The sequence below is a fragment of the Psychrobacter sp. P11G3 genome (assembly GCF_001435845.1).
GTDB lineage: Bacteria > Pseudomonadota > Gammaproteobacteria > Pseudomonadales > Moraxellaceae > Psychrobacter.
Map to the genome: position 1 here is coordinate 2079386 of NZ_CM003596.1, position 12489 is coordinate 2091874.

Here is a 12489-nt window from a genome sequence, read left to right on the forward strand (position 1 = left end):
GGTCACTATCAGAAGTTTATGAAAAGAAGTATCGATTAAAAAAAGATAATATTGATTTAATAAATAAGGAGCCGCTTTTGATATTGGATGAACTGATAAAGATAGACATCAAAACACTACGTAGCTTTATGGCTATCGTAGAGTGCCAAGGTGTGACGGCCGCTCAATCGCGTTTGAATGTCACTACTTCTGTCATCAGTGGACATTTAACCCACTTAGAAGATCGCTTAGGCATGACGCTGTGTCATCGTGGTCGAGCAGGATTTAAACTCACAGAGGACGGTGCCGCTGTTTACGAGGCATGTTTGGGCTTTACCGAATCAGTCGCCAGCTTTCAACATCAGCTGCATTATATTAAACAATTAGACTCAGTTCACGGCGGGCACATCAGGCTTTGCTTGATTGATCAGATGCCCAAGTTTTTTTATGATGCACTTAGACAACGTCTAGCCAACAGCTACCGTAATAACCCGTTAATACACTTTTCTATCGACGTACAAAGTCCTGAGAGCATGTTAGAAAAGCTCTTAAGTAACGAGAGTGATATTGGTGTGGGTTATTTTGGCAGCTTTCCACCTTTACTCACTTTTAAGCCAGCATTTGTTGAAAAACAAGTGGTCTGCTGTGGACGCGAGCATAGGCTGTTTTACAACTCTGAAGGATTAACTTTTGAGGATTTAGAACAGAACTATCCGTGGATAAAAAGAGGCTATGTGGTAGAGCATCATATCAATCATATTCGCCCCAAAACATTAAGCGCGACTACTTATCATATGGAGGCGACAGCGCAGCTTATCCTTGCAGGTCACCATGTTGGTTACTTGCCGCGTGATTTAGCAAAGCGCTATGAGGGTATGGGCCTGATGAAAATACTACTGCCTGATGAGGCAAGCTATGATGTTGAGCACCATTGGGCATATCGAGAAAATCAGCCTAAACAAGCGGCTGACTTTTTGAATAAGATGATGAACTTGTTATAAGATACCACTAGGTTTATTACACTATTGCAGACGGTTGTTGGTACTTTAGGCCAATGGTTCTTAGCTTCCCTTTGTCATCGACTTCCTTAATAACCAATGACCACTCGTCACTCACCACAACGGTATCGCCCGACACTGGCGCGGTACCTAAATGTGATTTAACGTACTCGGCCACCGTCTGCTCCCACATGTTTTTTACGCTGTCTTCATCGGACGTTTTGAGTGTTTTTACCAGTGTCTCAGATGCCATAATTCCTGTAAAAAACGGCAAGTCTCCAAGCTTGACACTCGGTGATAGTAACCAATCGCCATAGAAGTCATCGATAGCTTTGCGATCTAATGTCGTGTCATTGAAAATCTTGGCGATTTTGCTCGCGTGATTGCCTCTCATCGCATACCAGACACTATCACCGAATTTTAGCTTTGTGTTGTCATCGACTACTACGATCTGCTGGTTACGCACTAGCGCAAAGACACTGATTTCATCTGGGTTGATGCCTTTGGAGATACCCATAGGATGACGCCCAATGGCAAATGCACCCGACTTTGCCTCAAACTCATACAGCGTGATACTGGCCTTATCGGATACCCAAACCTCATGTTCTTCTTTGGGATCTTTGTTGGTTGGAATACGTACCTTAAACAGATTGGCCATCGTAGGGATGGTCGTACCTTGCAAAATCAACGACAGAACGACGACACCAAAGGCAATATCAAACAGCATAAAAGCGTTATCTATCCCAGCCATGACGGGTAAAATCGCTAAGGTAATAGGCACTGCACCGCGTAAACCAACCCAAGAAATAAACCCAATCTCTCTGTCTTTAAATTTAAATGGTTTGACGCTGGTATAGACGGCAATAGGACGAGCCACAAAGATCATAAAGAGCGCGATTGCAACCGAATAATGCCAGACATTGAGAACGTTTGATGGAGTGACTAGTAGCCCTAATACTACGAAAAGCACCGCCTGCGACAGCCAAGCAAAGCTGTCCATCACTCGCATGACATGCTCTGTTGAGCGCACCTTGTGGTTGCCGATTAGCACACCAGTGAGGTATACCGCCAAAAATCCACTGCCGCCAATGAGATTGGTCGCGGCAAACACAGCCAAGCCAGCGGAGAGGATTAAAATGGCGTACATGCCTTCTGCTAAATGCACCTTGGGCAATAATCGGGATAAGAAATAACCGAACAATAAGCCCATACCTAGCCCAAAGCTCAGCTGCTGTAGCAATAAAACTAAAAAGCCGAACACTGTCTGACCATCAGGATCAACATTTAGGGCAATCAAACCAGTAACTAATAAGATAGCCAAGGGATCGTTGGCACCAGACTCAAGTTCAAGCGTTGCTTGTACACGGTCGTTAAGCTTGACGCCGCCATTACGTAATAGAGAAAATACGGCGGCGGCATCGGTCGAGCCGACAATCGCTGCCATCAGCAAACCAAAGCGCCAATCGACATCGAGCAGCCAAGTAACAAATACCCCTAGCACCATGACCGTGACCAACACGCCCCACGTGGCTAGCGTAATCGCAGGTTTTAGACCCACTCGGAACGATTTAAAGGACGTACGTAAACCACCATCTAGCAAGATACAGGCTAAGGCTGCCTGCCCAACGAAATTGGCTAGCGCATACTGAGAGAACTCAATACCCAAGATACCCTGCTCGCCTGCCAACATACCCACTATCAAAAACAGCAACAACAATGGTACGCCTAAGCGCGCCGATAATGTACTCGCCATGATACTGGCGAAAATTAGTACTGCGCCTACGAGATACAGGATATTTAAGGTATCCATTTTTTTTGAGCCCTATTTTTTATTATTAAGAATAGTAATTGATTACGATGGGGTTTTCGTTATCTTGCTGTTAGTAGATATTACACCAGTGAGCCTATCATAAGCGGCCGTTATTCAAAATATGAATGACAATTATTTATGATGATATCAGCATCACTATCAGAACTAGCAGCCAATACTAAATCAATAAAAATACTTCAAGAGAAAACGCTCAAATATTAAAGTGAAGCCCACAAAATGCCATTGCTAGGCTAAAATAGTTTACGTCTTAATATTACTTAACCCTGAATGTATTGCCATGTCAGTACTAGAATCGCAGCCGCAATCGTCCAAGCGACCACACCTAATAGCAGTGCCTTGTATAAACTCATATAACTGATGCTAAAAAACACCACAAAGGTATAAATCAAATGCGGTATGACGCCAAGCATACTGAATATCAGCGCCACCTTTAAATCAGCAGGACTGCGCTCAGTACCAACAATAAAGTGACTGATTAACGTAAAAGTGGGAAATAGTGGCGCGAGCGCCGCCAAATAGAAAAATCGGGTTTGGGCGAACATTTGAATCGCCAGTACCATCAATGCGCCGATAAGCATTTTTAACCAAATCACGACGGGTCCATCTCCTGTTGACTATAAAGGCTGAACGTAGCCCAATCCGCCATGATACTAAAGTCTGCAAACTGACATAAGAGCAATCGCTGATTAATTAATCCATATGATAAAAAAATGCAAAAACCCCACTTAGCTAAGTTGCTAAATGGGGCTGTTACTTTTGTTCAGTAAGCTCTTACGAATTACTTAGTCCTTTTTTGGCTTTAATGCGGCGCTGATGTCTGCTAGCAATGGCGGGATATCATGCTTGTCTGCAATCACCTCAATCATTATAAGCTTATCGGTAGTCGCAGCAGCTTTGTCGAAAGCAGATTTTAGCTCGCCTGCTGTCTCTGCTTTGAGTAATAGGCTGTTTTCTTCTGTCGCGCCAAACGCTCGCGGCATGATTTGCCAATCGCATTTAGGAATATCATTATAGTATTGGTTTTCGCCATGAATTGCGCGCTCTACCGTATAGCCATCATTATTAATTAAGACGATCACAGGATTGATGCGCTCTTGAATCATGACCGCTAGCTCTTGGATCGTTAGCAATGCTGAACCATCACCAATCAATAACACACTGCGTTTATCTGGCGATGCGATTGCGGCGCCCAAGCTGGCAGGTAACGTGTAGCCAATTGAGCCCCACATCGGCTGCCCATATGACGTTACCCCTTCTGGCAGGCGCACATCACTGATACCAAAATAGGCCGTCCCTTGTTCAGAAAACACCAAATTATTGTGATCTAAGCGGTCAGCAATAATATGCCACAAATCATCTTGGCGGATAGCCTCACTGTCTTTACCTTTTTGTTCGTGTGGCTTAACTTCTTCACAAAAAGGTTTTGGCACGATGTTAATGCCAGAGGTCATCACTTCATGTAGGGCTTGCAGCGCATCTTTTAGCGCAATCGGTGCAAAGTTCTTACCACTGATAGAAGCACGCTCATAGTGCAAGTCTACGACCACATCTTCATTGATATCTTGGCTAAACCCTGCGGTAGTAGTGTCAGTATATTGCACCCCTACTTTGATAAGGCATTCGCAGTTTTCTACCGCATCCTTCACAATTGGACGTGAGGCAACACCCGCATAAGTGCCTGCCCAACGATCACTATTCTCATCGAGCAGCGTCTTGCCCCAAGACAGCGTGGTATAAGGAATATTGGTATCAGCGATCAGTGCTTTGAGCTGTGACTGCAATCCCAAACGATGTACCATCAAATCTGCCATTAGTGTCGTGGTCTTATTTGGCAAAAACTCTGTTAATGCTTGCTTAAAATCTGATAATGCCGCTTGGCTAGTAATGTCTTCTTGACTATCGATCAACTTAGTCGTTGGCGGATAGATAGGCTGACGCGCGACGTCTGGTGATAATAGTAAGTAACCTGGACGATGCTTTTTGAGAATCAAGCGAATCACTCTATCAATTTCTGAGGCAGCATTTTCAGGAGTAAGCTGCGCTCGTGCCACAGTTACAGGCTCGACCATCTTAATAAAATGATTGAATACACCATCACCAAGCGAGTGATGAATACGGCGCTTTGAATCTTGTAGCGCTGTGCTTGGTGCACCGACGATATGCAATACAGGCGCGTACTCAGCAAAAGAGCCTGCCGTCGCATTAATCGCTGACAACTCCCCTACACCAAAAGTCGTCACCATGGCGGCAAACCCACGCTCACGTGCGTATCCATCCGCAGCATAGCCAGCATTTAGCTCATTGGTATTACCCACCCAGCGTAGCTTGTCAGAGGCGAGAACGTTATCCAAAAAAGTTAAATTGAAATCACCAGGTACGCCAAATATCTCAGATGCACCCGCTTCTGCGACACGATCAAACAAATAATCAGCGATGGTATATTGTTGACTCATTTTTTATCCTTATGACTTATCTTTGTAAGTATTGATAATTGTGAATGTGATTACGATTAAATTATAAAGTGCGTCCCAGCTTATTTATGTACTACAAAGCTTTTGGAATACATATTATAATAAACCGTTATAACATATATCTATGGCCAGAAGACATGCCTATTTTAATAACTTTAATTTTTTTCGTCATAGGTGTTGACACCTAAAAAAAACTGCGTATAATACGCCTTCATCAACTGACGATAGTTAATTGATAATTAGCGGGAATAGCTCAGTGGTAGAGCATAACCTTGCCAAGGTTGGGGTCGAGAGTTCGAATCTCTTTTCCCGCTCCAAATATGGCTTGAAAAAGCACTAAAATCCTCACTCCTTAAATAGGAAGTGAGGATTTTTTTTGTCTTATTTTCAGGGATTGTAGCGATTTTCAGTATCAGCTATTCAGTGCAATTTCTAAGCTTATCTAATATATCAAAAGCTTAAAGATTAGCACCGCGACCAAAACGTGACCACTTTCTAAAACTGAAATTTCTTTTCAACTATTAAAGTTATAGTACTATTAGAGTTGACTATCACTACAGTGCATTCTAATTAATGACACAGATTGCGAAATATTTATATCGTTAGTATCATTTTAGTTTTGAAATGGCTCAACTACAATTAGGAAAATATTATGGCAAAATTAGAATCAAATATTGAATTAGAAGCCGCGGCATTTCGTCGCTTACTAGCTCATTTAGACGAGCGTAAAGATGTACAAAATATTGAGCTAATGAACCTTGCCGACTTTTGTCGTAACTGTTTATCCAAATGGTATAAAGCGGCTGGTGAAGAGCGTGGTATTGAAATCGAATACGAAGATGCGCGCGAGATTGTTTATGGTATGCCTTATGCTGAGTGGAAAGAGAAATATCAACAGAAAGCAACGCCAGAGCAGTTAGCGCGTTTTAACGAGATTGAAGCTACTAAGAATAAAGCGAATTAAAACTGACAGTGATGGCTCAAACAAAATAAGCCATCACCAGAGAGTGATATCAAAAAACCCAACATTGCCGCTAGATTAGCGGCTTTCTATAGATTTGAGTATGCTACTAAACCCTATGGTTCCTTGTTTCTGCATTTGACGGTCAAATAGGCGACCGACTAATGGCAATGGTACAATCAATCGACCCTCAGACACCCAAGTCACGTGTGTGGTGCCATCGCCCAAGTCTTTTAAATCAATGGTGCCTTTATCATGTCGCATTTTGATGGGTTTAGATTTTTCGATTTGGTATTGCATATGAGTAGGACGCTCAAACGCTGTAATCCGCTCCCAAAACTTAACGGGTCCCGTTTGAATGCTGCGTAAAGCTCCGACGCCATTGCGCTCCTCGTCACCTTCAGCTACTAACTTAGCCACTCCCACCGCTTTAAATGAGCCATAACTGGCATGGTCACTCAGCGCTTCAAATACCTCATCAATCGGTTTTTTGACAATGCGCTCTACTTTTATTTTAAACATAATATGATCTCATTAAGACTAAAGTTATTTAGCTTACGGCTATTTCAGCAATAAATATAGCCGTCACATTGTGAAAAATTATTACCGTGAAGAGCCTCGTCCTTTCGAAGGACGCCTGCCATTGGTAGTAGGTTTTCCATTGCCTCCGGACTTACCCTTACCCCCTGACGGCTTACCACGACCAGTAGGACGTCCATCTCTACCTTTAGAACCTGCTGGTTTTCTAGCATCGTCCTTGGCATATTTGTTACGCCCCTTTGCTGCCCCTGCCGATTTCGTAGATGGTTTTGACTTTGACGAAGCATCCGTACGAGGTTTTTTTCGTGGCGCATTGCGAGATTTCTTGCTCGAATGATTGTCTTGCGAAGAGGAATCTTCTACAGATTTAAGTAACACAGACAGCTCTTTTGGGGTTAAGTCTCGCCAGTCACCAACGGGAAGACCTTTGAGACTTACATTCATAATCCGCGTACGTTCAAGCTTAACGACTTCGTAGCCAAAGTGCTCACACATACGGCGAATTTGACGGTTTAGACCTTGAACGAGCGTGATGTTAAAGACATTAGGAGCTACTTTAGTCACTGGGCATTTTTTGGTCATCTTGCCAAGCATCGGCACACCGCCGGCCAAACCTTCGATAACACTATCCGTTAACGGCTTATTTACGGTAACTAGATACTCTTTTTCATGGTTATTACCAGCACGTAGTACCTTATTGACCAAATCACCATTATTAGTCAAAAATATCAAACCTTGAGAATCTTTGTCCAAACGGCCAATCGGAAAAATACGTAAACTATGTCGCACAAAATCGACAATATTATTTTTCTCAGAGCTTTCTGTAGTACTTACAATGCCTACTGGCTTATTTAATGCAATAAAAATAAAATCATCGGGCTCTCGTGGCTCAATAGGCTGCCCGTTGACTTTTACTGCATCACCAGCAACCACCTGATCACCGACCGACGCACGTTTGCCATTGATGTATACATTACCTTGTTCAATAAAGCGGTCAGCGTCTCGCCTAGAGCAAATACCACTTTCGCTGATGTATTTATTTAAACGAGTCGAGGAAGCGTTGAACATAAAGCACCGTTTTACCTGATAAGAAGCTTTTTTTACTAAGAAAAAAGCCTAAATTGAATGGATCAACAATAATGAAACAGCTCACATTATATAGGAAATCGACTGACCCTTTGAGGGGAGATGGGTAAAAACCTAGAAATGTATCGCGTCATGTAATTTTGGATGATGTTAAAAGAACTTATTTATGAGGTTAGGAATTTAAAAAGCCTCACCATTCATCATACGAGCAGTGAGGCTTTTTTCTAGTTTTTTATTTTCAAATCTATTCTTTTGACGTTGGATCACTCTACTAACTTATCTTCCACACTACTCAGCATCATCTAACAGTTTATTAAGCTCGTCCACCATTGGATCGTCAATGATACTACCTTCTACATAGCTGATTATCTCATCTACAGTCGTCAGATCCATTTCACGAATACCTAAACTGGCTAGTTGCGCATTAATAGATTCTAAGCTGTCGTTATCTTCAGTGTCATCTAATAAATCCTCTTCAAATCTACCTCTAACAAACCAGTACATTTTTTCTAATACGGTTTCTTTTTTGGTCAAAGTAGAATAACCGTCGCCATAAATGAATAGGTTGAAATGATAAGGTATTTCTACATCATTGATAAAAAATGTACGTTGGCACTCTAATGTATAGGCTTGAATCTCTTCACTCTCAGCGCTTTCATCACTTTTGTTATCTTCATCATATTCAATCGCCTCTTCTATCAACTCACCTAATATCTGATAGCCACCGACTTTGATTTTGTGATTATAAATGATAGCAGAGTCTGCAATTGCATCGAAAATAATGGCACTGACGTCTAAGGTATGGTTATCGATATCATAGAATGCTTTTAACGCTGGCAAAAACTCTGTCAGCTCTTCTTCCGGCACTTGAATGAGAAACTGCTGCTCGTATATTTTAATCATATCTTCAGGAGCATAGGTATTAGCAGTATTGGTCTCGTTTCTACCTGTTGGCTGCAAAGGTAAAAAATTATACGGGTTATGTTTGGTCATTCAGAACTGCCTTTTTGCTTAAGTTAGATTTATTAAATGTCTGTATTGCTCAATCTCTAAGGGCCTTTAAACGCGCTACTATTTGCTCAGTACCGTAAGACTTTAGGATTTATGGGCGTATTGTCTCTTATTCAGGCAATTTTAGATAGACAGTTATAAATATACAAGTTCAATCACTCTGGTTTAGACATGCAGTCAGAATAATACAGACTAAAAAGACAATACTAGCCAGCAGGATCTTGATATCGCTTTCAAGGGTTAATCCAACTTTCACTTTTCTCTAAAGCTACTTACATACTAATTCACTTGCTGCCACCCTGAGGTTGCCTGATGTTCATCTTGATGCGCAAACAAAGGGTGAGCCTTGGCTTCCTGCAAACTCAGCACAGGGGTCACACAGACATCCGTTGCCGCAAATACGCCTTGCCAATGCTCAAGCGTTTGACTGGCGAATTTTTCCGCGATTGTTTTAGTCGCTGTTTGACTCTCAGGCCTATTGGGCATGATACCAAGTTGCCAGTGTATTTCTTTAAGCGACGGTAGTTCCAATACCTCACATAGACCTTGCCAAAATTTCAACTCTAAGGAACCAACCGCCATATGCCGCTTATCAGCGGTTTGGTACAGTCGATAGCATGGTAATGCACCGCCTAAAAAGTCATGATGCGGCAGTAGAGTGTCGTTTAAGCCATTTCCTGAAAGGCTATTAATCAGTTTGCCTGTGACCTTTGGCATGACCATATGATTGTACAAACTGTGAGTCATGCTAATAGCAATGTGTCGTCCCCTGCCCGTACGCTGCGCGGCAAATACGGCAGCCAACAGTGCTATCACTGCTGTATCACTACCACCTGCCAAATCCGCAAACTGGATATTAGGCATAGCCTGCTCACCCTGCGCTGTTTTTAGCTGATCTAGTACACCGCTCATAGCCATAAAATTAATATCATGACCGGCTTTGTTGGCCCAGTCATGATTCACTTGAGAGCCATTATTTGAGTCAGCATCTTTTAAATAAGCAGCTTCTTTTGCGTAATTGCCTGCTACGCCATAGCCAGTGATTGACACTATTACTAGCTTTGGATTGATGGTATGCAGGGTCTTAGCATCTAGCCCCATTTCTGCCAAGACACCTGGGCGAAAGCTATCCAGCATCACATCAGCTTCTTTAAGATGTGCTTTTATAGCTTCAATCGCTTTAGGGTCATGAAAGTCACGCTTTTCGGTCGTCTTACCGTGGTTTAAAGCTGCGAATAATTCACCAAATACCCGAGCAGGATCACCTTGTTTAGGCTCGACTTTAAGGACATCCGCACCCAAATCCGCAAGCAAACGCGTGGCAAAAGGCCCAGGTAGGTTACGAGTCAGATCGATCACTCGTAACCCTTGTAGACAGTCCTCCATTTGATCATGATTTGATACATACCTATCAGTCATCTGAGAACGCCTCACCTTTGACTGCCATATCTAACAAGATTTGAGCAGGCTCAAAACGCTCACCATATTTCGCAGCCAGCTCACGACTCCGCTCAACAAACGCACTCACGCCCATTGCATTGATAAACTGTAGTGTACCACCGTGCTGTGGTGCAAACCCCCAACCAAAGATAGACCCTATATTGGTATCGGCCACTGAGCGCACGACATTTTCCTCATAGCACTTAGCGGATTCATTGGCTTGAATAAATATTAAACGATCCACCAAATCTTGCTGCGAAGGTTGCTCTGACTTTGGTGAGTATAAATTTACCAGCTCAGGCCATAGATGCTTATCGCCCTCTGTTGGATAGTCATAGAAGCCTTTGCCATTTTTCTTACCTTCGCGCCCATGCTCATTGACCAGTGTTTTTAGTATGTCATAAGAAGGACGCACTACGATTGACTTACCTTCGGCTGCCATATCCGCTTGCTGCTGTTCGCTGACATGCAATGCAAGGCTCAACGACACTTCATCTTGCAATGCTAAGGGCGGCATCGGCATCCCTGTTTTTAGTCCGGCAACTTCGATGCTACGCGGATGCACACCCTCTCCTAGCATCGCAATGCCCTCTGACACATAGGTACCAAATACACGCGAGGTATAAAATCCGCGACTGTCATTGACGACGATAGGCGTTTTGCCTATTTGCACAACATAGTCGAAAGCTTTGGCCAATGTCGCATCGTCGGTTTTCTCGCCCATGATAATCTCAACGAGCGGCATCTTATCTACGGGAGAGAAAAAATGCAGACCGATAAACTGGTTTGGGCGCGTACTGGCTTTTGCCAATCCAGTAATCGGTAGCGTTGAGGTATTAGACGCATAGACGGCCGTGCTTGGAATCACTACCTCACTTTGCTGGGTACATTTGGCTTTGATTTCTCGGTTTTCAAACACTGCTTCGATAATAAGATCACAATCTGCCAAATCATCGTAAGAAACTGTTGGTGTGATACGTGTTAAGAGGGCTTGTTTTTTCTCTTCGGTAGCACGCTTTCGGCTAATGGCTTTATCTAAAATATTCGTAGAATACGCTTTGCCTTTTTCAGCATTGACAATATCCGTGTCCAATAGCACGACATCTATACCTGCTTTGGCAGTGACGTACGCAATGCCAGCACCCATCATGCCAGCGCCCAAAATACCGACTTTTTTGGTGGTTGTGCGTGCAAATCCTTGAGGACGAGACTGACCTTTTTTGATGCTATTTAGCTGAGTCCATAAGGTGTTGATCATGTTTTTAGATTCAGCAGACAGTACGCAAGCTGCAAAATAACGCGACTCAATTTCTAGCCCTGTATCAATGTCTACTAAGCACCCTTCAAACACACAAGACATAATGTGAGTAATCGCTGGATAGTTGCCATGTGATTTTTGATTGGCCATGGCCGGGGCGATAGAGAATATAGGAACTACCTTTGGATGCTTACTATCGCCGCCAGGGATTTTAAAACCTTTCTTATCCCATGGCTGCTGAGCGCTTGGATTATTTTGTATCCAGTCTTTAGCTTGCTTCAGCATATCTGCTCGATCAGTAGCTGTTGCATCAATAAGTCCAATGTCTTTTGCGGCAGATGGTCGTAATTCTTTGCCTTGAGTCATCAGCTCCAGTGCCATTTGAATACCGACCAACCTTGGTAAGCGCTGAGTACCACCGCCACCAGGTAGCAAGCCCAGTTTCACCTCAGGTAAACCTAGTTTAGTCTTGGGCGTGTCAATGGCAATACGATAATGACATACCAGTGCAAGCTCTAAACCGCCGCCTAATGCGGTTCCTGTCATAGCAGCGACCACAGGTTTGCCTGAGGTCTCAAGCTTGCGCAAACTACCTTTCAATTCTTCAGTAACTGCAAATGCTTGCTCGGCTGTCTTTATCTGGTTCAATTGATCGATATCTGCACCAACCACGAAGGTTTCTTTAGCCGATGTGAGAATCAAACCTGTGGCGGCGTCATCATTGATGAAACTATCAACTATCGTGGCGAACGACTCCGTAAAGCCATCACCGATGACATTCATTTTACGTTTACTTTGGTCAATCGTGACGGTGACGATACCATCGTCATCACGCTGAGCAGAGAAATGTTCTAGTATATTAATGGCTATTACGCTATCTGCTGTCTGGTTATTTGTCATCATTTTTATCCCTT

Annotated in this window: 10 protein-coding genes and 1 tRNA gene; 3 read left to right on the forward strand and 8 right to left on the reverse strand. The window is 43.1% G+C overall.

Going from position 1 to position 12489, the window contains the following annotated elements; genetic code table 11:
* The first annotated feature begins 77 nt into the window (after positions 1-77).
* Positions 78-980 (forward strand): LysR family transcriptional regulator, encoded by a 903-nt coding sequence (locus AK824_RS08285; RefSeq protein ID WP_227511139.1) that lies wholly within the window; start codon positions 78-80, stop codon positions 978-980.
* Between the two features lie 16 nt (positions 981-996).
* On the opposite strand, the gene AK824_RS08290 is transcribed toward AK824_RS08285, so the two are convergent.
* The 3 genes from AK824_RS08290 to AK824_RS08300 all read right to left on the reverse strand — a co-directional run bounded on the left by AK824_RS08290 (position 997) and on the right by AK824_RS08300 (position 5261).
* A complete protein-coding gene (locus AK824_RS08290; protein WP_057760618.1) occupies positions 997-2787 on the reverse strand; it encodes a potassium/proton antiporter in 1791 nt (596 codons plus the stop codon).
* Positions 2788-3065: 278 nt separating this feature from the next.
* The gene (locus AK824_RS08295; protein WP_227511140.1) at positions 3066-3401 is read right to left on the reverse strand and encodes a GlpM family protein; all 336 of its coding nucleotides are present in this window, start codon (positions 3399-3401) and stop codon (positions 3066-3068) included.
* A 189-nt stretch (positions 3402-3590) separates the two neighbouring features.
* Entirely contained in the window at positions 3591-5261 is a 1671-nt protein-coding gene (locus tag AK824_RS08300; RefSeq protein ID WP_057760620.1) for an alpha-keto acid decarboxylase family protein, read from the reverse strand.
* A gap of 260 nt (positions 5262-5521) precedes the next feature.
* Between AK824_RS08300 and AK824_RS08305 the strand changes: the two genes are divergently transcribed.
* Positions 5522-5596, forward strand: a tRNA-Gly gene (locus AK824_RS08305).
* 335 nt (positions 5597-5931) lie between these two features.
* On the forward strand, positions 5932-6243 hold the full coding sequence (locus AK824_RS08310) for a DUF1244 domain-containing protein (protein WP_057760622.1): 312 nt from the start codon (positions 5932-5934) through the stop codon (positions 6241-6243).
* Between the two features lie 75 nt (positions 6244-6318).
* Here the strand turns inward: AK824_RS08310 and AK824_RS08315 are convergent, their stop codons facing one another.
* The 5 genes from AK824_RS08315 to AK824_RS08335 all read right to left on the reverse strand — a co-directional run bounded on the left by AK824_RS08315 (position 6319) and on the right by AK824_RS08335 (position 12478).
* Positions 6319-6762, reverse strand: coding sequence for an SRPBCC family protein (locus AK824_RS08315; protein WP_057760627.1), 444 nt, complete (start codon positions 6760-6762; stop codon positions 6319-6321).
* An 81-nt stretch (positions 6763-6843) separates the two neighbouring features.
* Entirely contained in the window at positions 6844-7848 is a 1005-nt protein-coding gene (gene rluF / locus AK824_RS08320; RefSeq protein WP_057760629.1) for a 23S rRNA pseudouridine(2604) synthase RluF, read from the reverse strand.
* Between the two features lie 306 nt (positions 7849-8154).
* Entirely contained in the window at positions 8155-8859 is a 705-nt protein-coding gene (locus AK824_RS08325) for a hypothetical protein (RefSeq protein WP_057760632.1), read from the reverse strand.
* A gap of 297 nt (positions 8860-9156) precedes the next feature.
* Complete coding sequence (locus AK824_RS08330; protein ID WP_057760634.1) at positions 9157-10296, reverse strand: CaiB/BaiF CoA transferase family protein; 1140 nt, start codon at positions 10294-10296, stop codon at positions 9157-9159.
* Positions 10289-12478 carry a 3-hydroxyacyl-CoA dehydrogenase NAD-binding domain-containing protein gene (locus tag AK824_RS08335; protein WP_227511141.1) on the reverse strand — a complete coding sequence of 730 codons (2190 nt, stop codon included), beginning with the start codon at positions 12476-12478 and terminating at the stop codon, positions 10289-10291. The genes AK824_RS08330 and AK824_RS08335 overlap by 8 nt, the downstream gene beginning before the upstream one ends.
* Positions 12479-12489: the final 11 nt, after the last annotated feature.

Excerpts from the sequence above, each read along its gene's own strand:
- AK824_RS08300 (WP_057760620.1), bottom strand. The coding sequence starts at position 5,261 with ATGAGTCAACAATATACCATCGCTGATTATTTGTTTGATCGTGTCGCA.
- AK824_RS08290 (WP_057760618.1), bottom strand. The coding sequence starts at position 2,787 with ATGGATACCTTAAATATCCTGTATCTCGTAGGCGCAGTACTAATTTTC.
- rluF (WP_057760629.1), bottom strand. The coding sequence starts at position 7,848 with ATGTTCAACGCTTCCTCGACTCGTTTAAATAAATACATCAGCGAAAGT.
- AK824_RS08315 (WP_057760627.1), bottom strand. The coding sequence starts at position 6,762 with ATGTTTAAAATAAAAGTAGAGCGCATTGTCAAAAAACCGATTGATGAG.
- AK824_RS08325 (WP_057760632.1), bottom strand. The coding sequence starts at position 8,859 with ATGACCAAACATAACCCGTATAATTTTTTACCTTTGCAGCCAACAGGT.
- AK824_RS08335 (WP_227511141.1), bottom strand. The coding sequence starts at position 12,478 with ATGATGACAAATAACCAGACAGCAGATAGCGTAATAGCCATTAATATA.
- AK824_RS08310 (WP_057760622.1), top strand. The coding sequence starts at position 5,932 with ATGGCAAAATTAGAATCAAATATTGAATTAGAAGCCGCGGCATTTCGT.
- AK824_RS08330 (WP_057760634.1), bottom strand. The coding sequence starts at position 10,296 with ATGACTGATAGGTATGTATCAAATCATGATCAAATGGAGGACTGTCTA.